The sequence below is a fragment of the Rhizobium tibeticum genome (genome assembly GCF_900110205.1).
Lineage (GTDB): Bacteria > Pseudomonadota > Alphaproteobacteria > Rhizobiales > Rhizobiaceae > Rhizobium > Rhizobium tibeticum.
On the sequence record NZ_FOCV01000001.1, the window covers coordinates 200,977 to 221,648 of the forward strand.

At 60.6% G+C, this 20,672-nt stretch carries 20 protein-coding genes, 1 tRNA gene and 1 pseudogene; 10 read left to right on the forward strand and 12 right to left on the reverse strand.

The features are described from left to right. The first annotated feature begins 43 nt into the window (after positions 1-43). From BSG20_RS00995 to BSG20_RS01015, 5 genes are all read left to right on the forward strand, one after another. Positions 44-556 (forward strand): NUDIX hydrolase, encoded by a 513-nt coding sequence (locus tag BSG20_RS00995; protein ID WP_072370663.1) that lies wholly within the window; start codon positions 44-46, stop codon positions 554-556. Between the two features lie 61 nt (positions 557-617). Then, complete coding sequence (locus tag BSG20_RS01000) at positions 618-2,117, forward strand: inorganic phosphate transporter (protein ID WP_072370666.1); 1,500 nt, start codon at positions 618-620, stop codon at positions 2,115-2,117. A 13-nt stretch (positions 2,118-2,130) separates the two neighbouring features. Beyond that, positions 2,131-2,868, forward strand: a complete 738-nt coding sequence (locus tag BSG20_RS01005; RefSeq protein WP_072370670.1) for a 16S rRNA (uracil(1498)-N(3))-methyltransferase — start codon at positions 2,131-2,133, stop codon at positions 2,866-2,868. 149 nt (positions 2,869-3,017) lie between these two features. Continuing rightward, complete coding sequence (locus tag BSG20_RS01010) at positions 3,018-4,391, forward strand: glutamate--cysteine ligase (protein WP_072370673.1); 1,374 nt, start codon at positions 3,018-3,020, stop codon at positions 4,389-4,391. A gap of 85 nt (positions 4,392-4,476) precedes the next feature. Continuing rightward, positions 4,477-5,340 carry a DUF937 domain-containing protein gene (locus BSG20_RS01015; protein ID WP_072370676.1) on the forward strand — a complete coding sequence of 288 codons (864 nt, stop codon included), beginning with the start codon at positions 4,477-4,479 and terminating at the stop codon, positions 5,338-5,340. 87 nt (positions 5,341-5,427) lie between these two features. On the opposite strand, the gene BSG20_RS01020 is transcribed toward BSG20_RS01015, so the two are convergent. Further along, positions 5,428-5,727, reverse strand: coding sequence for a YjiS-like domain-containing protein (locus BSG20_RS01020; RefSeq protein WP_024317766.1), 300 nt, complete (start codon positions 5,725-5,727; stop codon positions 5,428-5,430). Between the two features lie 201 nt (positions 5,728-5,928). Between BSG20_RS01020 and BSG20_RS01025 the strand changes: the two genes are divergently transcribed. Continuing rightward, positions 5,929-6,885: a LysR substrate-binding domain-containing protein gene (locus BSG20_RS01025; protein WP_029710342.1), complete on the forward strand. Its 957-nt coding sequence runs from the start codon at positions 5,929-5,931 to the stop codon at positions 6,883-6,885. Between the two features lie 4 nt (positions 6,886-6,889). Here the strand turns inward: BSG20_RS01025 and BSG20_RS01030 are convergent, their stop codons facing one another. Beyond that, on the reverse strand, positions 6,890-7,522 hold the full coding sequence (locus tag BSG20_RS01030; protein ID WP_072370679.1) for a TetR family transcriptional regulator: 633 nt from the start codon (positions 7,520-7,522) through the stop codon (positions 6,890-6,892). A gap of 377 nt (positions 7,523-7,899) precedes the next feature. Here BSG20_RS01030 and BSG20_RS01035 point away from each other — a divergent pair, with 377 nt between their 5' ends. Further along, positions 7,900-8,805 (forward strand): hydrogen peroxide-inducible genes activator, encoded by a 906-nt coding sequence (locus tag BSG20_RS01035; protein WP_072370682.1) that lies wholly within the window; start codon positions 7,900-7,902, stop codon positions 8,803-8,805. Here BSG20_RS01035 and BSG20_RS01040 read toward each other — a convergent pair whose 3' ends face one another. From BSG20_RS01040 to BSG20_RS01065, 6 genes and pseudogenes are all read right to left on the reverse strand, one after another. Further along, a complete protein-coding gene (locus tag BSG20_RS01040) occupies positions 8,806-9,681 on the reverse strand; it encodes a dienelactone hydrolase family protein (RefSeq protein WP_072370685.1) in 876 nt (291 codons plus the stop codon). A 98-nt stretch (positions 9,682-9,779) separates the two neighbouring features. After that, on the reverse strand, positions 9,780-10,202 hold the full coding sequence (locus BSG20_RS01045; RefSeq protein ID WP_072370688.1) for an MAPEG family protein: 423 nt from the start codon (positions 10,200-10,202) through the stop codon (positions 9,780-9,782). Between the two features lie 100 nt (positions 10,203-10,302). Further along, positions 10,303-10,519: pseudogene (locus BSG20_RS01050) on the reverse strand (SDR family oxidoreductase); the annotation flags it as partial. 22 nt (positions 10,520-10,541) lie between these two features. Then, positions 10,542-11,102 carry a hypothetical protein gene (locus tag BSG20_RS01055; protein WP_072370691.1) on the reverse strand — a complete coding sequence of 187 codons (561 nt, stop codon included), beginning with the start codon at positions 11,100-11,102 and terminating at the stop codon, positions 10,542-10,544. A 2-nt stretch (positions 11,103-11,104) separates the two neighbouring features. Next, positions 11,105-12,589 (reverse strand): IMP dehydrogenase, encoded by a 1,485-nt coding sequence (guaB, locus tag BSG20_RS01060; protein ID WP_024318879.1) that lies wholly within the window; start codon positions 12,587-12,589, stop codon positions 11,105-11,107. A 178-nt stretch (positions 12,590-12,767) separates the two neighbouring features. Then, on the reverse strand, positions 12,768-13,760 hold the full coding sequence (locus BSG20_RS01065; protein WP_072370694.1) for an MBL fold metallo-hydrolase: 993 nt from the start codon (positions 13,758-13,760) through the stop codon (positions 12,768-12,770). Positions 13,761-14,016: 256 nt separating this feature from the next. Between BSG20_RS01065 and BSG20_RS01070 the strand changes: the two genes are divergently transcribed. After that, the gene (locus BSG20_RS01070) at positions 14,017-15,441 is read left to right on the forward strand and encodes a DHA2 family efflux MFS transporter permease subunit (protein ID WP_072370697.1); all 1,425 of its coding nucleotides are present in this window, start codon (positions 14,017-14,019) and stop codon (positions 15,439-15,441) included. Positions 15,442-15,444: 3 nt separating this feature from the next. Here the strand turns inward: BSG20_RS01070 and BSG20_RS01075 are convergent, their stop codons facing one another. From BSG20_RS01075 to BSG20_RS01085, 3 genes are read right to left on the reverse strand one after another with little or no spacing between them, the layout of a single operon-like run. Further along, positions 15,445-15,828, reverse strand: a complete 384-nt coding sequence (locus tag BSG20_RS01075) for a VOC family protein (RefSeq protein ID WP_072370699.1) — start codon at positions 15,826-15,828, stop codon at positions 15,445-15,447. A gap of 58 nt (positions 15,829-15,886) precedes the next feature. Then, positions 15,887-16,606 carry an RlmE family RNA methyltransferase gene (locus BSG20_RS01080; RefSeq protein ID WP_037113982.1) on the reverse strand — a complete coding sequence of 240 codons (720 nt, stop codon included), beginning with the start codon at positions 16,604-16,606 and terminating at the stop codon, positions 15,887-15,889. A gap of 9 nt (positions 16,607-16,615) precedes the next feature. Continuing rightward, on the reverse strand, positions 16,616-18,166 hold the full coding sequence (locus BSG20_RS01085) for a Ppx/GppA phosphatase family protein (RefSeq protein WP_072370702.1): 1,551 nt from the start codon (positions 18,164-18,166) through the stop codon (positions 16,616-16,618). A 256-nt stretch (positions 18,167-18,422) separates the two neighbouring features. On the opposite strand from BSG20_RS01085, the gene BSG20_RS01090 reads away from it, so the two are divergent. Then, positions 18,423-18,496 (forward strand) — tRNA-Gln (locus BSG20_RS01090). Between the two features lie 746 nt (positions 18,497-19,242). After that, positions 19,243-19,917 carry a protein-L-isoaspartate(D-aspartate) O-methyltransferase gene (locus BSG20_RS01100; RefSeq protein ID WP_072370708.1) on the forward strand — a complete coding sequence of 225 codons (675 nt, stop codon included), beginning with the start codon at positions 19,243-19,245 and terminating at the stop codon, positions 19,915-19,917. Between the two features lie 31 nt (positions 19,918-19,948). Here the strand turns inward: BSG20_RS01100 and BSG20_RS01105 are convergent, their stop codons facing one another. Beyond that, positions 19,949-20,431: a methyltransferase family protein gene (locus tag BSG20_RS01105; protein ID WP_072370711.1), complete on the reverse strand. Its 483-nt coding sequence runs from the start codon at positions 20,429-20,431 to the stop codon at positions 19,949-19,951. Positions 20,432-20,672: the final 241 nt, after the last annotated feature.

The following is a 20,672-nucleotide window of genomic DNA, read 5'->3' on the forward strand; positions in this document are numbered from 1 at the left end:
TATAGCCGCTTCAAGGAGCTGAACTAAAAAGGTGACCCGACCGTTGACTCTTCTTGCCCGCCTCGCTTCAGACGTACAGCTGATGTTCAGACGCCCACCGCGTCAACAATATGCTGCGCTTTGTTATCGGGTGAAGAAGAAGACAAGCGAGCTTGAGGTACTTTTGCTGACGAGCCGCGATACCGGCCGGTGGGTCATTCCCAAGGGCTGGCCGATGGATGGGCGTACAGCCTACGAGGTTGCGGCCCGCGAAGCCTTTGAGGAGGCGGGCGTGCGCGGGACGGTCGAGAACGAAATCCTTGGCACTTACTCGTATCCGAAGGCTTTGAAGAATGGGCTCAGCGTGACCTGCAAGGTTCAGGTCTATGCACTTGAGGTCGTCAACATCGCCAAGAATTTCAAGGAAAAAGGCGAGCGCAAGACCGAGTGGGTTTCCTGTGCCGAAGCCGCGAAACGGGTTTACGAGCCCGAGCTGCGGGAGATCTTTTTGCTCTTCAAGCGCCGTATGGCGGAGCGGCTTGCGGCAAGGATGCCGAAGCAAATTCCCGCGGAATGATACTGCCATCTTGCGCTGCTAACCTTGGCGACGTTAAAGGGATTGAACGCCAAGGAATAGCATGCCCGACCGACCAGCCGTCCTCACGAAACGAACTCTCGACAAGGATCTCGACAAGCTTACGCATGTTGAGGACGCGACGAAGTTTGTCTCGCGCAAACTGGTGGCCCCGGGCCTCGGGCTGATCTTCCTCGGACTGGCCATGCTTTTTGCGGGCGTGTACGTCTTCGACCGGCCAAGTGCCGTCCTCGTGATCGCCGCTGCAGCACTTGCCGCCTACATGGCCATGAACATCGGCGCAAACGACGTCACCAACAACGTGGGCGCCGCGGTCGGTGCGCGCGCGATGACCATGGGCCAAGCGCTTGTCATCGCCGCAATCTTCGAAATTCTCGGGGCGACGGTTGCCGGCGGCGAGGTCGTCAAGACGATTTCCTCAAGCATCGTCGATACGGTGCAGGTGCCGCCGGGGACGCTCAGCTGGATCATGATGGCGGCGCTGATGGCCGCCGCCTTGTGGATCAACCTCGCCACCTGGCTGAATGCGCCGGTCTCGACCACGCATGCGATCGTCGGAGCGGTGATAGGAGCGGGCGTCGGCGCGGTCGGCCCCGAACCGGTGAACTGGCGCGTCATGATCGAGATCACGTCGGCCTGGGTGACATCGCCCCTGCTTGGTGGCGTGATCGCAGCCGGTCTGCTTTTCATAGTCAAGACCTTCATCATCTATCGTGATGACAAGATCGCTGCAGCGCGGCGTTGGGTGCCCGTGCTGATCGCTATGATGATCGGCGGCTTCGCGTCGTACATGGTCCTGCAGATCGAAGCGACCAACGAGTTTTCGCCGATTACAATCATTCTCTTCGGCATTGCGGTCGGCTGCCTCGGATGGCTTGCCGCACGATCGTTCGTCCGTAGGCAGGCCGTGGGACTGGAAAACCGCAACAGCTCGCTACGCGTTCTCTTTCAAATCCCCTTGATCGGTTCGGCAGCACTGCTTTCCTTTGCGCACGGCGCGAACGACGTATCCAATGCCGTCGGCCCTCTCTCGGCAATCGTGCGTGCGGTCGGCGCGTCCGCCGGAGATGTGCACGGCAATCCCCCTGTCTGGGTGCTCTTGATCGGTGCCTTCGGTATCTCCGTCGGCCTTCTGCTTTTCGGGCCGCGCCTGATCCGGCTTGTCGGCGAGCAGATTACCAAGCTCAACCCCATGCGCGCCTATTGCGTGGCGCTGTCAACGGCCCTCACGGTTATCGTTGCCTCATGGTTTGGCATGCCGGTCAGTACGACGCATATCGCTGTAGGTTCCGTGTTTGGTGTCGGTTTCTTCCGTGAGTGGTATACGCGGCATTCAAAGCGTCGTATCGAATACATGCACCGCAGGGCGGAGAGCTGGGCGCTCGACGAACCGGAAGATCCGAACACGCACGAAGTTCGCCGGCGCTATCTCGTCCGCCGGTCGCATTTCATGACGATCATCGCCGCCTGGATCATCACTGTGCCGGCCTCGGCAGCGCTTGCAGCCGTCATCTATTGGGCTATGTTCGCGCTCTTTGTTTGAGCAGGACTTCTCAATGCGCGCCAATTTTCGGATGCAAAGGCTGTTCGTGGAGGCTCCCCTCGCCGCCGGGGCGACGGTAGAGACGACGGCAGATCACTTCAACTATCTCGCCAACGTGTTGCGTATGGCCGAGGGCGCCGAGCTGCTTGTCTTCAACGGCCGCGACGGCGAGTGGAAGGCGCGTCTCTCCTTTCCGACGCGAAAACGCATTGTGCTGATTGCCGAGGTGCAGACGCGGCCGCAACCCGCGCCGTCCGATCTGCACTATCTTTTTGCCCCCCTGAAGGTCGGGCGCCTCGACTATCTTGTGCAGAAGGCGGTGGAGATGGGAGCAGGCGTTCTGCGCCCAGTGATGACCCAGCATGTGCAGGGCAAGATCACCAATCGCGATAAGCTGAAGGCAAATGTCATCGAGGCGGCGGAGCAATGCGGCATACTAGACATCCCTGATGTTGCCGAGCCTGTGAAGCTGTTCGACCTCCTGGATACCTGGCCGAGCGACCGCCGCATCATCTATTGCGACGAGGGCGACGCAGGGCAGAACCCGCTGCCTTTGCTGTCCGCAATCAGCGAACGCAAGCTGGCTCTGCTCGTCGGCCCCGAGGGCGGTTTTTCCGAGGAGGAACGCGCGCGGCTTCGCAGCCTCGATTTCATCACTGCAATCCCGCTCGGGCCGCGGATCCTGCGGGCCGATACAGCTGCGGTTGCTGCCATGGCAGTCATTCAGGCGTCGATCGGCGACTGGAATTAACCTTAGGATCGCTTGCGGCCGAAATATGCTGCTATTTTTTTGATGGGCCGTTGAAACAATTTCACTTGCAACATACGTGGGAGCGGTCCTAATCACCCTTCCAATTGCCCGGGTTTTCCCAGGCGCTCTCCCATTGCAGGTAGACTTGAATGGCTCGCGATACCACCGACCAGACCCCGCTCTCTTCGGTTCAGGAGCTGACCGATTATCTCGCCGCGGGCAACAAGCCGAGGGAAAAATTCCGCATCGGCACCGAGCATGAGAAGTTTGCCTTCTTCCGGGCCGACAACAGCCCCGTGCCGTACTTCGGCGAGGCCAGCATTTCGGCGCTGCTGCAAGGCCTACAGAAGAAATCCGGCTGGGACCCGATCACGGACGGCGACAACATCATCGGCCTTGGCGAGCCGAAGGGAATGGGCGCGATATCGATCGAGCCCGGCGGCCAGTTCGAACTGTCCGGCGCACCGCTGGAAACGATCCACGAGACCTGTAAGGAATCGAACACGCACCTGGCAACGCTGCGCGAAATCGCCGAGCCCATGGGCATCCGCTTCCTCGGCATCGGCGGCAGCCCCAAATGGACGCTGGCCGAAACGCCCGCGATGCCGAAATCACGCTACGAGATCATGACCCGCTACATGCCGAAGGTCGGAGCCAAGGGTCTCGACATGATGTACCGTACCTGCACGATCCAGGTGAACCTCGACTTCTCCTCGGAAGCCGACATGCGCAAGAAGATGCGCGTCTCGATGAAGCTTCAATCTCTGGCAACCGCCCTCTTTGCCTCCTCGCCCTTTACCGAAGGAAAGCTCAACGGCCTGCTTTCATGGCGCGGCGATATCTGGCGCGATACCGACAACAATCGCTCCGGTCTGCTGGACTTCACCTTCCGCGACGACTTCGGTTTTCACAGCTATGTCGAATGGGCCCTCGACGTGCCAATGTATTTCGTGGTGCGCGACGGGCATTATCACGACTGTACCCATGTTACCTTCCGGCAGTTCATGAACGGCGCACTGAAGGGCGAAATCGCCGCCTGGGAGCCGACGATGGGAGACTGGACGAATCATCTCTCGACGCTCTTCCCGGATGTGCGGCTGAAGCGCTTCCTCGAGATGCGTGGCGCGGATGGCGGCCCCTGGCGGCGCATCTGCGGGTTGCCGGCCTTCTGGGTCGGGCTTCTCTATGACGACGCGGCGCTCGAAGATGCGGACATGCTGACCAAAGACTGGACGTTCGAGGAGGTGAACGCCTTGCGCGATGCCGTGCCGGCGCAGGGCTTGAGGGCAAAGTTCCGCGGGCATGAACTCTATGAGACAGCGCGTGAGGTCATCGCCGTTTCGAAGGCGGGTCTCAGGGCGCGCAACAAGCTCAACAGGGAGGGCCAGGACGAAACCATCTTCCTTGCCCCGCTCGACGAAGTCATGGCAAAGAAGGCGACTTTGGCCGAGGATCTGCTGGCGCTTTACCACGGCCGCTGGAACGGTTCCGTGGAGCCGGTCTTCGAAGAATATCAATACTAAGCGCTTCTGCAAAAAGCGGTTTGCGCATTCCTTTTTCCGGCTATAGTGACGCAATTGCGCGTTGCGAACCGGGAAGGGGATTTCCATGCTGCCACTCTTCGACATGATGATGCAGGCCCAAAACGGCGCGGCGATGGATGCTGTCTCCAAGCAGTTCAATCTTGCTCAGGAGCAGGCCGCCAAGGCGATGGCAGCGCTCATGCCGGCGTTTTCCGCCGGCCTGAAGCGCAGCACCAGCAACCCTTACGACTTCATGGGGCTGATGCAGGCGGTCGCCTCCGGCAACTATGCCAAATATTTCGAGGACATGAGCAAAGCCTTCACGCCGCAGGGGATATCGGACGGCAACAACATCCTTGCACAGCTGTTCGGCTCCAAGGAGGTCTCGCGCGCGGTGGCCGCGCAGGCGGCCCAGATGACGGGTATCGGACAGGAAATCTACAAGCAGATGCTGCCGGTGATGGCCGATACGCTGATGGGCGGCCTGTTCAAGCAGTCGATGGGGCAGATGACGACCCCGGTCAACCCGTTCGTCGACACGGCGATGGGCGAAACCATCCAGAAATGGCTCGAAAGTACCGGCTTCGCACCGAAGCAGAAGCCCACTCCCGAGCCCAGCATCTTCGATAACCCCTTCACTCAGGCCATGCAGCTGATGTTCGGTATGCGGAAACCGGAGGCAGAGAGGGCGGTCACCAACCCGTTTTTCGACAATCCTTTCGCAAAAGCCTTTCAGGAAATGATGGGCTCGCTCGGAAAGCCGGTTGAGCCGAAACCCGTGGACGCTCCGAAGGAGCAGGCAAAGGCAGAGACTGAAACCTATATGGACATGCTGAACAGCATGTTCGACAGCGGGCTCGAGGTGCAGAAGAGCTACCAGAAAAGCATGGAAGCCATCTTTGAGACCTATATGCCGAAGACACCTCCTTCCACTCCTCCAAAGGCATAAAAAAACCCGGAGACGGCTGGGAGGCCGGTCACCGGGCAAGAGGCAGGGCTATTGGCTATCACCCTGCGGGGAAAAACTGAGCCGGCCTTAATCCTTTCGGGACCGGAAGAGCGACTTTGGTCCGCGATTGTGCGCGGAACGCGTCAGATGTTCCGACGGATCCTCAAAGAAGGTGGACGCCAGGAACGCCGAGGTGAGATCGGCCCTGCTAAGGCCGATATCCTTCAATTGATTGTCATCGAGCTCGTGCAGCCGGTTGATCTCCATACGGTTGCGAAACACGCGCAGTACGGATGACAACGTTGCAAAGCCATTTGCGAGACGCTGGGAAAACGTCAGCGTAGTCTGGCTGCAGTCGAGTTCGATTATCCGGTCTGTCGTGCGCATGGTTGATCCTTTCATTGGCGCGCAACAACCCACCCCTCCCGCGAGGTCGAGCGGGAAGGCATCGGGTTGAAATCGGAGCGGACAGGCGGGGTGTCTGTCCTTCACTTTGTTTGATTTGCACCCCGAAGATGCCAAACACCTATTGATCAGTCCAACGAATGTTTCTAATGATTATCATCAGAGATTGTTATAGGTGAACTCATGTCCGCACCTCTTGATATTGATCAGTTGCAGACCTTTATCGCGATTGTCGATTCCGGCAGCTTCACCAAGGCTGCCGACAGGGTCTACAAGACGCAGTCGGCCGTTTCCATGCAGATGCGGCGGCTGGAAGAACGCATCGGCAAGCAGCTTTTCATCAAAGACGGTCGCGGCAACCGCCTGACCGCCGAGGGCGAAAAGCTCTTGAACTATGCGCGGCGCATGATTCGTCTGAACAACGAGGCGATTGCAGCCTTTGACGACAACCGTCTCGAGGGCACGTTGCGCATCGGCACGCCCGATGACTACGCCGACCGCTACATGCCGGAGATCATCGGCCGCTTCGCCAAGACGCATCCGAATGTCGAGCTTTACATCGTCTGCGAGCCCTCGGTGGACCTTGCCGAGCGCATTCATCGCGGCGAGCTCGATATCGCGCTGGTGACGCATAACCCGCGCGAGCGCATGTCGGACGTCGTGCGGACCGAACCGCTCTGCTGGGTTGGTTCGGCCAACCATCCGATCCGTGACGATGCGCCGGTGCCACTTGCCGTCGGTCGCCGCGACTGCCAGTGGCGCCAGCTCGCCTGCTCGGCGCTCGATGCGGTCGGACGTGAGCACCAGATCCTGTTCACCAGTTGGTCATGCACCGTGGTTGCGGCCGCAGTCCTCGCCGGCATGGCCGTTTCCGTTATGCCGGAATCGGCGCTGCGCACGGGGATGAAGGTACTGAGCCAGGCGGATGGTTTCCCCGCCCTGCCCCCGGTTCAGATCGGCATCATGAAACGGCCCGGTGTCTCGATCTCGCTGATGAACGCCATTACCGCGCATATCACCGCCTGCCTCGACAACATCACGCCCGCCGTCGTCGACGACAATCTCGAGCCTGATGTGAAAAACGCCTATGGGCGGGTGCAACCCCGCCTCAAGATCGCCAACGCCGTGCCCAGCTGGTAGGCGCTCAGGCAGCAACAGGCGAGAGGAAGGCCGTGCGGATCACGCGCTTCCACTCATCCAGAATGCGCCTGGCAAGGGAATCCTCGCTGACGACCGCAAGGCGGATCGAGGCCCCCAGCAGGTGACTGAACAGGTAGGTGCGGGCCTGCATGTCAGCTGTGGACAGTTCCGGTGCGACGCGGCGGACGGCGTCCTGGAAAATGTCCGCAATCCGCTTGCTGTGCTCGATGTTAAGCCGCAGCAGGTCGTGGTCGGTCTCGGTGCCCATCCAGATGCCGAGATAGGCGGCGTCTCTGCGATAGTCGTCGTAGTGCCAGTCAATCGTTGCGGCGAGCACATCGAGCGCATGATCGACGGAGTGCACGGACGCAAAGGCATCGGCTATCCGCGTCTGGATCGTCAACGCATGGCGGTCGAAGAGAGCTTTGACGATCGCGGCCTTCTCGGGAAAATACTGATAGACGGAGCCGATCGGCACCTTGGCGGCGACGGCCAGTTCCGTCATCCGCATGGCGCTCACACCCTTCTCGGCAATGATTGCCGCCGCGGCCGCCAAGATGAGGTCGAGTCTCTGAATACTGCGTTCCTGCTTCGGCTTCCGGCGGAGGCCAATACGATCCAAACTTCCGACCTTCATGTCGTTCCCATTTGTTCTATTTGAAGCGACGGAGGTGGTTCATGCCGGCGCCATCCGGCCGATATGACATGCAGGTCTTCACGACTCGTAAACGAGATAGATCGGATTGTCTGAATCGGGAAAAGTATAAAAAAATCGGGGTGATACGCCCCGATTTGATCATCTTCAGGCCGCGAATTTACCCGGCTGCCTCCGCCTCAGTGCTGATCGTATCGATCTTATAACCGTCCTCGACGAAGGCGCGGTTCGCATCCGCGTGGGCGCGCTTGAAGTCGGCTATTGATGATTGTCCGCCCAGCGCCACCGGAATAGTTGGCCATTGACCTTCGATAATCTCCAGTCGTATTCATTGAGACATTCGATTGGAAGAAATTATCATGCTGACACTTCGACAGATGCGCTATTTCGATGCGCTGGCAACGACGCGCCATTTCGGCCGGGCCGCCGAAATGGTCCACATCAGCCAGCCCGCGCTGTCGACCCAGATCATGGAGATGGAAGAATATCTCGGCGCCAAGCTCGTCGAGCGCACGCGGCAGAACACCTTTCTGACGCCAAAGGGCGAAGAGGTGCTGCACTACGTCCGCGCCATCCTGCATCAAGTCGACCTGCTCGAGCAGACGGCACGAAAAGGCGGCGGAACACTCGAAGGTCTGATCCGCATCGGAATTATTCCCACCGTCGCACCTTACCTCGTCCCCCAGTTCGTTCCACATCTGCGCAGGACATACCCCGGCGTCGAGGTGGAACTGCGCGAGGCGGTGACCGATCGCCTGATGGCAGATCTTCTGACAGGGAAACTGGATGCCGTGATCGCGGCGTTGCCGCTCGACATTGAAGGCATCCAGACGCGGCCGCTCTTCGCCGACCGCTTCTTCATGGCAGTGGCCGACAACGGAGAGGCAGTGCTGATGTCGCCGCTGACCGAGCATGAGGTGAACGTCGACCGGCTCCTGTTACTCGAGGAGGGACATTGCCTACGCGATCAGGCGCTCGCCGTCTGCAGCGCCGGCAAGCGCAGCCTTGTGAATTTCGGCGCGACGTCGATGGCAACGCTCCTGCAGATGGTGTCGCACGACATGGGCATGACGCTCATTCCTGAAATGGCCATTCCCACGGAAACCAGCCGCAATTCCATTCGCATACTGCCGTTCACCGATCCGCAGCCGTCGCGCGAAATCGGCCTCGCCTGGCGGCGCAGCAATCATCGCGGCAAGGAGATGGAGGCGCTGGCAGAGGCGATCATCGCCGTCGCCCCTGCCCCGCACGAACTGGTGGCCTGATCAGGCGAGATTCTTCTTCAGGAATTCGACCGTCCTGCTCCAGGCCAGATCGGCGGCCTTCTTGTCGTAGCGGGCCGACGATGTATCGTTGTTGAAGGCATGATTGACGCCGTCATAAACGAAGATCTGGAAGTCCTTGCCGTTCTCCTGCAGCGCCTTCTTGTAGGCGTCGATGCCGGCATTGATGCGGTCGTCGAGACCGGCATAGTGCAGCATCAGTGCTGCCTTGATATTCGGCACGTCGGCCGCCTGCGGCTGCGCCCCATAGTAGGCGACGCCGGCCTTCAGCTCCGGCGATTTGGTGGCGAAGTCGTTTACCAGCCCACCACCCCAGCAAAATCCGATTACGCCGACCTTGCCATTGGAATTGTCGAGCTTGGTCAGATAGGCGAGCGTCGCCTCGGCGTTCGCCACGGTGGCGGCCCGATCGAGCGTGCTGAACATCTCACGCGCCTTGTCCTCATTCTGCGGTGTGCCGCCCTGGGGCGAAAGGAAATCCGGCGCCAGCGCGATGAAGCCCTCCAGTGCCATGCGGCGCGCGACATCACGGATATGCGGGTTGAGGCCGCGGTTTTCGTGGATGACGATCACCGCGCCAAGTTTGCCCGAAGCACCCTTCGGTTCGACCAGATAGCCTTTCATCTCACCGGCACCGCCCGGATAGGTTACGTCCTTCCCAACCAGTCGCTGGTCGTCGGCGGCGACCATTTCCGCACTTGCCTTGTTGGCGGCGAGCATCGGCGCGATGGCGACGGCGGCACCGGCGGAACCGGCCAACTTCGTCAGCTTGTCCATGAAGCCGCGGCGGTCGAGTGTCAGATGCGTGTATTCGTCGTAGGCGTTGATCATCGCCTGCGTGATTTCCGGCCTGCCCATTTGAGTCCTCCTGTTCCCTACCTGTCGGCTTTCACCTGCGAGGGAAGATAGGTCAGTGGCCGGTAACGCAGGAACAAAACTGCGTTACTTCAAGTCGCTCAGCCGTTCGGGAAGACCATCCAGACGGCAAGCCACAGCCACATTGCACCGAGCACCACATAGCCGGCTGCAAAGAGCGGGCTGCGGTAGCGGAGGTTGTTGCTGGTGACATGCACGAAGGCATGCAGATAGCGCAGCGCCACGAAGACCCAGGCAAGCACGACAGCAACGAGGTTGTCGGCTTGCGTGATGTAGAGGAGGACGCAGCAGGCGTAAAAAAGCACCGGCAACTCGAACTGATTGGCGAGGCAATTCTTGACGAAGAGGCCTTCTGGCGGTTCATCGCGGTTTTCGCGGTAGTTCGATCGGCGAACCTTTCCCGCCTGAACCAGTTTCCGGCGGCGAAAGCCGAGAAGCATGTAGAGGAAATAGACTAGGGCTACGTGGGCAATGATGGGCCAGAACATTTCGTAGCCGGTCATGCTGTCTCTTCCTGCCGCTTTCCGTTTGGTTTCCGTGCTGTAGAGGAAAAGCGTCGGCGCCGCAAATGCCCGCGGCAACTCAGCGGTGGGCAAGGCTGCATCAGATCTGGGCGATGCCACCATTGGCGAAGATCTCGGCACCCATGACGAAGCTTGATTCGTCCGACGCCAGTCTAGATAAAATGCGGCGCGATCTCTTCGGCGCGACCGACGCGACCCATCGCGACCTGCGAACTGAGGTAGTCAAGGAGGCCCTGCTGCTGTTCCTTTTCCTTGCCGGCGAGTTCGACCAGGCCCATTGTTTCCGTCGGGCCGGGCATGGCCATGGCAGCGGTGAGACTATGTCTCGCCCTCTTCGCGATGCATCGCGCGAACGATGGCGAAGCGGGCAATGACGATCAGGCAGATGGCGAGGCTCGCGAACTTCACTCGCGTCATCCACGGCAACAGGCGTGCGGCATGATCCGTCCAGGCGCTGTCTCCAAAAGCAATCAGGCTGGAGATGTTTTCGCCGTAGTCGGCAAGGCCATAGATGAAAGGAAGCGCATAGACGAGCGCGATCAGGGAAGGACGGATCGGGCGATTGAAGTGGGAGCCGTTAGGTCTCAACCTCATCAACACCAGCAGCAGGAGTGCGGTCAGAAGCGCCGGGAAGATCATCTCCGGACCGGCATACATCGCCTGCAGCAAATTGCTGGCGATCTCGTTGTGGTCGAGGAGCTGCCGCATCCGGCCGACGGTCAATTCGTCATAACCGGCGAAATAGACGTCGAGAACGGCCTGCCCGGTCTCATGTTTAAAGGGGACGACAAAGCCGAATGTCGTCCACGCAAGCACACCGAGGCAGATGGCTGCGAGCAGCGCGATAATCCAGAGCGGAATACGGCTGCCCGGGTTCATTTTCAGCCGCCGGAGCTCGGATAGTTGGGGCTCTCGCGGGTGATCGTCACGTCGTGGGGATGGCTTTCGCGAAGGCCGGCGCCGGAGATGCGCACGAAGGTCGCACGCTCCTGGAAGTCCTTGATATCCTTGCCGCCGACATAACCCATGGCGGCCTTGAGGCCGCCTGCAAGCTGGTGCAGGACGCCAGAGACCGGGCCCTTGTAGGGAACCTGGCCTTCGATGCCCTCAGGCACGAGCTTCAGCGTGTCGCGCACTTCAGCCTGGAAATAGCGGTCTGCCGAGCCGCGCGCCATGGCACCGACCGAGCCCATGCCGCGGTAGGCTTTGAAGGAACGGCCCTGGTAGAGGTAAACTTCGCCGGGACTTTCATCGGTGCCGGCGAGCAGCGAACCGATCATGACAGCGGAGGCGCCTGATGCAATCGCCTTGGCGACGTCGCCCGAGAACTTGATGCCGCCGTCTGCGATGACGGGAACATCCTGTGCTTGCGCAGCCTCGACGGCCGACATGATGGCAGCGAGCTGGGGAACGCCTACACCGGCGACGATGCGCGTCGTGCAGATCGAGCCCGGACCAATACCGACCTTGACGGCATCCGCACCGGCATCGATCAATGCCCTGGTGCCTTCCGATGTTGCCACGTTGCCGGCCATGACGCGCACGGAGTTGGAAAGCTTCTTCACGCGGGTGACAGCCTCGAGAACGCGGGCCGAATGGCCATGCGCGGTATCGACGACGAGGAGATCAACGCCTGCCTCGATCAAGCGTTCAGCCCGCTCGAAACCGTCATCACCGACGCCGACGGCGGCAGCGGCGCGCAGGCGGCCCTGCGCATCCTTGGATGCATTCGGGTTCAGCTGCGACTTTTCAATGTCCTTGACGGTGATGAGACCGACGCAACGACCTTCGCCGTCGATCACCAGCAGCTTTTCGATGCGGTGCGCGTGCAACAGGCGCTTGGCTTCCTGCTGATCGACGTTCTCCTTGACGGTGATGAGACCCTGATGGGTCATCAGCTCGTGGATCTTCTGCTTCGGGTCCGAGGCGAAGCGGACGTCGCGGTTGGTCAGGATGCCGACGAGACGCCCGGACTTTTCGACGACCGGAATGCCAGAGATGCTGTAGGTCTTCATCAGCCCGAGCGCATCGGCCAGCGTCGCATCGGGACCGATCGTCACCGGGTTGACCACCATGCCGCTTTCGAACTTCTTGACCTGGCGGACCTGCTCGGCCTGCTCGGCGGGCGTCAGGTTCTTGTGGATGACGCCAAGCCCGCCCGCCTGCGCCATGGCGATGGCAAGGCGGCTTTCCGTGACGGTGTCCATCGCCGAGGAGATGATCGGGATGTTCAACTCGAAATCGGTCGCAATCCGCGTTGCGACGCTCGTCTGACCGGGCAAGACCTCGGAATGACCGGGCTGCAGGAGCACGTCATCGAAGGTGAGTGCGTCCAAACCGGTTGGCGTTTCTATGATGCGAGCCATGGCCAATTTCCTTCAATTAAGAAAAATGCAACGCCTCCCGGAACGAATCGTCCGCACCGGCGGTGTGCAAGGGTTGCTTTGGAAGTTGGCGAGGGCTGGTAACACGTCTATGGCAGGAAGGGAATAGCAAAAAGCCCGACCTGTCCGCCGGGCGTGGTATGGCTGCCATGCAGCGACCTCACAGGTCGAACTGGTAGGTCTTCGGAACGAAGAGATATCCATCCTCGTACGTCTCGACAAAGCCGACTGCCGGGAACGGCATGTGGTAGCCCAGGAAAGCGATCCTATCGGTGGCGATCATGTCGAATACCTTCCGCCGCGTGGCTGCTGCCTGCGTCTTGTCCGCGTCGAAGCGAACCTCCCAGTCGGGCTTCTGCAGCGACAAGATGTAGTGATTGGCGGTATCGCCCGTCGCGACCAGGCGCTTGCCTTCCGATTCGACATGGAAAACCATGTGTCCGGGCGTGTGCCCTGGCGCCAGCATCGCCGTTATGCCGCCTGCAACTTTGCCGCCGTCACCGATGAAGGTCGCTTTCTCGGCAAGAGGCACGACATTGGCCAGAACTGCTTTGTGGCCGCCTTCGGCGGGCGTGCCCTCGCGGGCCTTGTCAGTCCAGAAATCGTATTCGATCTGGCCGATGAGATACCGCGCATTCTTGAAAGCTGGAGCGCCAGCTTCCATCAGGCCGCCAATATGATCAACATGCAGGTGGGTCAGCGCCACCAGCGTGATGTCGTCTGCCGAATAGCCGGCAGCCTTAAGCCCATCGCGAAGCTGGCCGCTGCCGCGGGCGCGGCCGCTTTCACCAAAGCCGGTATCGACGAGGATGACATCCGATCCGGTATCGATCAGTGTCGGCGCATAGGAATTGACGAATTTATCGGTGGGCAGGAAATTCCTCGCGAGCAGTTCCTGGACAGTCTCTGGCTTCTGGTTGGCCCCGAAGGTCTCATAGGGTTTTTCACCAATGCTGGCGCCGTCCTTGAAGACCGTAAATCTATAAGAGCCGAGCTTGAATTGATTAAATTGGGGCTGCGTCGTCGCATTCATCTTGGTCTTTTCTCCACTTGCGGCCATTGCGGCCGTCTCTTTCAAAATCATCGGCGCCGCCAGCAGACCGATGCCCGCTGCAAACAACGCACGCCACTTCATCCCCGACGCTACTCGCATATCCCATCCTTCCGATCACGCGCGGCATCTTTGTCGCACAGCCCCCAAATTACGAAGCGCAGCCCATGTTTCTTTCGGCCGACCGAAACAAACATAGGTCAATCTTGTCGTTGAAATTGCTGAGCAAGCGGTCTCACGCAGACGTGATGCAAACGTCTTTCAGAAGCGGAATGAGGGGTTGGCAGAGCCTTTCCCTAGGAATACAGAGCACTGGCTTCCCGAGCCGCCTTCGCACGACCTCCAAGGCATTTCGCGCATGAACCGCATCGTTCCGCTGATCCTCGCCGTCGCTCTCTTCATGGAGCAGATGGACTCCACCGTCATATCGACCGCCCTGCCCGCAATCGCCAACGACCTCCACGTCGGGCCGATCACGCTGAAGCTGGCGCTGACATCCTACATGGTGTCACTCGCGGTCTTCATTCCGATCAGCGGCTGGATGGCGGACAGGTTCGGCGCCAAGCGCATCTTCCGACTGGCCATCTGCGTCTTCGTCATCGGCTCCATCTTCTGCGCGATCTCATCCGGCCTGATCGAGTTCGTCTTCGCGCGTTTCCTGCAGGGCATGGGCGGCGCGATGATGACGCCGGTCGGGCGCCTCGTGCTTCTAAGAACGACGAAACGAAGCGAGCTTGTCTCCGCGATGGCGCTGCTGACTATTCCGGCACTCGTCGGACCGTTGGCCGGCCCGCCGCTCGGCGGCTTCGTCACAACCTATTTCACCTGGCATTGGATCTTTCTGATCAACGTGCCGGTTGGCATCATCGGTGTCTGGCTCGCAACGATCTTCCTGCCTGAGGTTGAAGCGACGGCGCCGCCGAGGCTGGACTTCATCGGCTTTTTGTTGACATCGTTTTCGGCCGCCGGCGTCGTCTTCGGCCTTTCCGTCGTCAGCCTGCCGGCCTTGCCGCCTGTTATCGGCATCACCGCGACGGTAATCGGTCTCGTCTGCGGCTTTCTCTACGTGCGCCACGCCAAACGACATCCGGCGCCGATCCTCAACCTGAACCTGTTCCGCAATCCGACCTTCCGCGCATCGACAACCGGCGGCACGCTGTTTCGCATATGTATCGGCGCCATGCCCTTCCTGACCCCGCTGATGCTGCAGCTCGGCTTCGGCCTGACACCGTTCCAATCGGGCCTGATCACCTTTGCCGGCGCGATCGGTGCGATCACCACCAAGTTCATGGCGCGCCGCGTCTTTGCCGCGGCCGGCTTCCGCACCACGCTTCTTTCGGCAGCAGGAGTGACGACGATCGTGACTGTCGCGACCGGCTTCTTCACGCCACAGACGCCGCACCTCGTCATCATCGCCATCCTTCTCGTCGGCGGCTTCTCGCGCTCGTTCTTCTTTACCGGTGTTAATGCCCTGGCCTTTGCCGATATCGATGATGCGCAGGCGAGCCAGGCAACGTCGATGAGTTCGGTGATGCAGCAGATCAGCCTGGCGCTCGGCGTCGCGGTTGCCGCCGCGATCCTGGAGACGTCGATCTACTTCCGCGGCGAGGCGCTGCAGGTTGCCGACTTCCACATCGCCTTTTACGTGATCGCGATCCTGACCGTCGTGGCGACTATCCCTTTCATCCGGATGGACAAGAGCGCTGGCGCGCTGGTCTCTGGTCACCAGGCAAAGCGCCTCGCCCCGGCGGCGATCGAGGCAGAGCAACAGGCCGTGAAGTAAGGGCTATTCCGGAGTCTCGCAGACGGCGCTGAGCTTGTTGCCGTCCGGATCGCGAACATAGGCGGCATAGAAATTGGCATGGAACGGCCGCAATCCCGGCTCGCCTTCATCGACACCGCCGGCGGCAAGCGCCGCGGCATGGAATGCATCCACATCCGCGCGGCGCGCGGCATGAAGCGCGACCATCGAACCATTTCCGCTCGACGCCCGCCGGCGGTTGAATGGGGTGACGATCCAGAGCCGGCAGCGGGCATCACCATCTGCCGCGTAGCCGATTTCCTCTTCGGAGTAGCGTTGGCGGCGGTAGCCGAGCAACGGCAGGACGATGTCGTAAAACCGCCGCGCCTGATCGATGTCGTTGGTTCCGAGGGTGACGTATAAGAGCATGGTACCGGGGCGTTCCAAGTCTTGGGAGGCCGATCATCACTCAAGACCAGCCCAAAGATCAAGCTTCCGTGACGTCGGGCTCCGCTTGGCGGCCCTTGAAGCCTTTCGCCAGCAGGAACATCTCCACGGATTCGGCGCGCGACGACGCCGGCTTGACGTGGACGACCTGCTTGAAATGTCGCTTCAGCATGTTGAGCAGATCGCGTTCGGTGCCGCCCTGAAAGGTCTTTGCCAGGAAATGACCGCCCTCACCCAACACTTCGACGGCAAACTGAGCCGCCACTTCGCAGAGGTGCATGGTGCGCAGATGGTCCGTGCGATGGTGGCCTGTGGTGGGCGCCGCCATGTCTGAGATCACTAGATCCGGGGTGCCGCCGACGGCTTCGATCAACTGAGCCGGCGCTGAGGGATCCAGGAAGTCCAGCTGCAGGATCTTCACGCCCGGCAGTTGAGTCATCTCCAAAAAGTCAATCGCTGCGACGCGGATATCCTCATCGGTGGAGCCTGTTACCTTGGCAGCGATCTGCGACCAGCTTCCGGGTGCAGCACCTAGATCGATGATGCGACGAGCGCCCTTCAGGATGCTGTGCTTCTCGTCGATCTCGAGCAGCTTGAAAGCGGCGCGTGCGCGATAACCCTCCAGCTGTGCACGCTGCACATAGGGATCGTTGATGTGGCGCTGCAGCCATTGCCGCGATGATGCCTTCATCTTCTTATTCTTGACGCGCTGGCCGAGTTTGCGGCCGGTGCGGTTACCCGCAATCGTTGGCTTCGCCATGCTTGTCCCCTATTTGCCGCGCTGGCCGCGGCGGTTGCGGTGGCGCCGCCAGACGCCGTCATCCGCCATCATGTCCGTGAGCAGGCCTTCCCTCAAGCCGCGATCGGCGACACGCATGCGCGGGCTCGGCCAGCGGCGGCGGATCGCCTCCAGAATGGCGCAGCCGGCCAGCACCAGATCGGCGCGATCGGGCCCGATACAGGGATTGGCGGCGCGGCTGGCGAAATCCCACGACAGCAGCTTTGCCTGCATCGCCGAGACCTCGTCATCTGAAAGCCAGATGCCGTCGACCTTGCGCCGGTCATAGCGTGGTAGGTCGAGATGAACACCGGCAAGCGTCGTCACGGTTCCCGAGGTGCCGATGAGATGGAAATCGTCCGCATGACCGATATCGATTGCAGGGCAATCGAAGCTGCCAAGCATGCCTTCCACCTCCACGACCATGCCTTCAAAGACATCCGGCGTGACATCGCGTCCGCCATGGCGCTCCGAAAGCGTGACAACGCCAACGGGAAGCGAGGTCCAGTGGGTGATGTGATTGGCGAGGCGATTGAAACGGTTGTCGCCGATGCGGATGACCGCAATTTCAGAGGAGCCGCCGCCGATATCGAAGAGGACGACCGAGCGCGTCTCCCGTCCGACGAGCGACGAGCAGCCGGAAACGGCGAGCCGCGCTTCGGTTTCCCGATCGATAATCTCGAGTTCAAGACCGGTCTCGGCAATCACACGCTCGAGGAATTGCGCCCCGTTGCTCGCTTGCCGGCAGGCTTCGGTCGCGATCAGCCGCATGCGGCGGATTTCGCGGTTCTTCAGCTTGGAGGCGCAGACGCGCAGCGCATCGACGGCGCGATCCATGGCGTCGTCGGAGAGGCGACCGCTTGCCGCCAATCCCTCACCAAGGCGGACGATTCGGGAGAAGGCGTCAACAACGCGAAACTGGCCCGGCCGCGTTGGCTGCGCGATCAGCAGACGGCAATTATTAGTGCCGAGATCGAGAGCAGCATAAAGCTCATCCGGCCATGGATGTTCGACTTGGCTGCGCTGCCCGCCATCGGACTGGCGTGCCGCACGATTGTCGTTCTGGCCGGTTCGCGATTCAGCGACGCCGTTCCGCCCGGTTGGCGCCGGCTGCTGCGGCTGGGCGGGATGTCCCACCGGCTTTTCATGCACCAGCGGACGTCCCTGGAGGCCGCGCTTGCCGCGATGCTTGCGGCGATTGCGGCGATTGCGGCGGCTCGGCACGGATTCGCTGTCGCTGCGAACGCCTTGTCCGGCGGTTGCGGAGATTTCATTGCTTGTCCGTTGCGGCTGCTGTCCGGCTGTGCCGGAGGCGCTCGCACCACGACGGCGACGCTTTCGCTTGTGCGCCGCGTTGCCGGCTTCGATTGGGCGTGCCGCCTCTCCGGTATCGCCGGAGAGGACATGCTGAGCGGACTGGTTCGCATTGCGGGATTGCCCGCCACGCTTGCCTTTGCGGCGCCTGGACTTCTTGCCGTCCTTGCGCCCTGCCGCCAACGCCCCGTTACCTTGCGGCCTTGAGCCGCCTTCGGGGTCTTCCACGTTCTTTTTCCATCGCGCCGCGCAAGTCCAAAGGTATGCAGCAGGCGCTCATTCGATTTTGCGTTGCCGCGAAGATACCAGCGCATGGCGAAATCGCCAAATTCTTTTTGCCACGGGCGAGAATGGACCTTTTGGCGCGCATCAAAAACACATCACCAAGTCGCTGTGGATTTTTTTCGAAACGGGTATTTGCAATCCGTGATGTTTTGGTTATAAGCGCCGCACAGCAGCCAAGCCATGCTTCGGCAGCTTCTGCTGGGGAATAGTTCAATGGTAGAACGACGGACTCTGACTCCGTTAATCTTGGTTCGAGTCCAGGTTCCCCAGCCAATTTTCGCTAAATTCCCTTAGTTTTTCGGACGTGCCGGATCCCGTTTCGGCGTTAATAGCGACCTGATGCCCAGGACCGTAGCCCACAGGTGATGCCCCCGCAAAAGCATGGGCGGCGTCGCAGGTGGCAGGCAAGGGCACACCCCATGCGCCAAAAACCGATCCCTTTGCCGATGTCCTGCGTCACGTTGTGCGTGTGAACGGCGTGCGTGTACACTATGTGGTCGCTGGTCGGGCGAACCGGTGGCGCTACTCCCTGGCTGGCCGGAAAGTTGGATTTCGTGGCGGAAGATGATTCCGCTCCTCCGCGACTGGGCGGCAGGTTTATGTGCTAGAGCCAAGCGGCTTCGCGTTCTGGCAGAAAAATCCTTGATCAGGCGCTGGCTTTCGCGGATTCGCCAGCGCTCACTCGGTCCATTGGGGTCGAACCGCCGCTTTCTCGAAGGTTCCTCGACTTCAGAAGCTGTCCGCGTCGATCGAGTGATTTCATGAATCCACGTTTGGAATTCGGTGACCGATTGGAAAACTGGATAGGAGACAAGGTTCGCTTTGGAGCTGAATGCCGTCACGGCTCAAATGCGCCACATCGGGACCTTCGCCGATGATGTCTCCAAGGTCCGCGTATCGACCCGTTGCGGCCACTGGGGTTTGCTCGCGCTATGGCACAAGTGGACTCCATTCCGGTCATTCCTGAGTTTGATCACAGAGCTATCTGGGAATAAACTGTCTGAGGAAAGCCCGTGATCATGAAACCAATGAATGAAGAGCACCTCGCGGTCCTGCGTAGGCACATGGTCGAGTTGATTGCAATCCATGTCGACCTTGCGAGCGAAGAGCTTGGCAGGGCGTCGCTCGATGAGCGGGTCATGGCTGCGATGCAGCGGGTGCCGCGGCATCTCTTCGTGCCAGCCCCGCTTGCGCCGTATGCCTACCAGGACACGCCGCTGCCGATCGGCTTCGATAAAACCATCTCGCAGCCGTTCATCGTCGCTCTCATGACCGATCTCCTCGCGCCCCAACCGCACGAGGCAGTGCTCGAGATCGGCACCGGCCTGGGCTACCAATCCGCAATCCTCGCCGAGCTCGCCGGGCAGGTCTGGAGCGCCGAAATCATCGAGGAATTTGCAGGCCGTGCCGAGGCTCTGCTGCTGGGCCTGGGCTATGTTAATGTCGGCATTCGTGTCGGAGACGGATCTCGCGGCTGGCCTGAGCACGCCCCGTTCGACAAGATACTGGTCACGGTGGCGGCCGAGCGGTTGCCCCCGGCATTACTTGAGCAGCTCAAACCCGACGGACGCCTGGTTATGCCGTTGGGATCTGAAAAAGGACAGCTCCTGACTGTCATTGACAAAAATGCGGCAGGGCAACTCAAGATCCGCAAACTTATCCCGGTTCAGTTTGGTCTGCTCGAAACGGTCTAACATTCCAGCAGGTTGACCCCTCTTCGTCTCGCTACAGCCACCGTCTGACGCGGGCCTTGTAGGCGAGATAGACGTCACCGAACTTCCGCTCGAGATAGGCCTCCTCGCGGGCGACCACGCCGTAGCGGATGACAAGACAGAACGGCACCAATAGGGCGATGAGCCACAGGCTGTCGAAGGCGACGGCGAGGCCGATGAGGCCGAGGAACATGCCGATATAGATCGGGTTGCGCGTGAAGCGGTAAGGGCCCGCGTCGACGATCTTCGTCGTCGGCTGGGTGGTCGGGACCTGCGTCCCGGCGCGGCGGAAGGTCGCCGCCGCCCAGATCAGCAGCGCCAGGCCGGCGACGAACACGATGCCGCCGAGCCAGCCGCCCGGCACTGCCGCCGGCAGGAACGGCCGCGGATAGAGCCAGTCGAGCGCGAGCCCGGCGATCGCCGCGAGCGCCCAGACGATCGGCGGCCGTACTGCCGCGCCTGAACTGTCGCGAAAATCCCCCGTCGCCTCGTTCATGCCACCACCCGTCCGATCCGCTCCCCGGCCCCCGGAATTCTGGGGCAGGAGTGCGTGTTTTGCTACATCTGCCAAAGCCCCTCCACCGGGGGAGTTTACGTCGCTTCGAAAGAGATTTGAAGGCAGAGAGGCGCGGATAGCTAAAGGATCGAGTTCAGCCGACATTTCTCGCCATGCAAATGTCAGCTTCGAAGAAGCGACGGAAATTTGACTTAGACCAGGTGCACGTTTTCCCGTTCAG

Coding starts and splice junctions, on each gene's coding strand:
- BSG20_RS01055 (WP_072370691.1), bottom strand. CDS start 11,102: ATGAACCCGGGCAGCCGTATTCCGCTCTGGATTATCGCGCTGCTCGCA.
- BSG20_RS01020 (WP_024317766.1), bottom strand. CDS start 5,727: ATGCGCACGACAGACCGGATAATCGAACTCGACTGCAGCCAGACTACG.
- BSG20_RS01030 (WP_072370679.1), bottom strand. CDS start 7,522: ATGAAGGTCGGAAGTTTGGATCGTATTGGCCTCCGCCGGAAGCCGAAG.
- BSG20_RS01000 (WP_072370666.1), top strand. CDS start 618: ATGCCCGACCGACCAGCCGTCCTCACGAAACGAACTCTCGACAAGGAT.
- BSG20_RS01080 (WP_037113982.1), bottom strand. CDS start 16,606: ATGGCGAAGCCAACGATTGCGGGTAACCGCACCGGCCGCAAACTCGGC.
- BSG20_RS01070 (WP_072370697.1), top strand. CDS start 14,017: ATGAACCGCATCGTTCCGCTGATCCTCGCCGTCGCTCTCTTCATGGAG.
- BSG20_RS01075 (WP_072370699.1), bottom strand. CDS start 15,828: ATGCTCTTATACGTCACCCTCGGAACCAACGACATCGATCAGGCGCGG.
- BSG20_RS01040 (WP_072370685.1), bottom strand. CDS start 9,681: ATGGGCAGGCCGGAAATCACGCAGGCGATGATCAACGCCTACGACGAA.
- BSG20_RS01100 (WP_072370708.1), top strand. CDS start 19,243: ATGAAACCAATGAATGAAGAGCACCTCGCGGTCCTGCGTAGGCACATG.
- BSG20_RS01015 (WP_072370676.1), top strand. CDS start 4,477: ATGCTGCCACTCTTCGACATGATGATGCAGGCCCAAAACGGCGCGGCG.
- BSG20_RS01025 (WP_029710342.1), top strand. CDS start 5,929: ATGTCCGCACCTCTTGATATTGATCAGTTGCAGACCTTTATCGCGATT.
- BSG20_RS01045 (WP_072370688.1), bottom strand. CDS start 10,202: ATGACCGGCTACGAAATGTTCTGGCCCATCATTGCCCACGTAGCCCTA.
- BSG20_RS01105 (WP_072370711.1), bottom strand. CDS start 20,431: ATGAACGAGGCGACGGGGGATTTTCGCGACAGTTCAGGCGCGGCAGTA.
- guaB (WP_024318879.1), bottom strand. CDS start 12,589: ATGGCTCGCATCATAGAAACGCCAACCGGTTTGGACGCACTCACCTTC.
- BSG20_RS01005 (WP_072370670.1), top strand. CDS start 2,131: ATGCGCGCCAATTTTCGGATGCAAAGGCTGTTCGTGGAGGCTCCCCTC.
- BSG20_RS01010 (WP_072370673.1), top strand. CDS start 3,018: ATGGCTCGCGATACCACCGACCAGACCCCGCTCTCTTCGGTTCAGGAG.
- BSG20_RS01035 (WP_072370682.1), top strand. CDS start 7,900: ATGCTGACACTTCGACAGATGCGCTATTTCGATGCGCTGGCAACGACG.
- BSG20_RS01065 (WP_072370694.1), bottom strand. CDS start 13,760: ATGCGAGTAGCGTCGGGGATGAAGTGGCGTGCGTTGTTTGCAGCGGGC.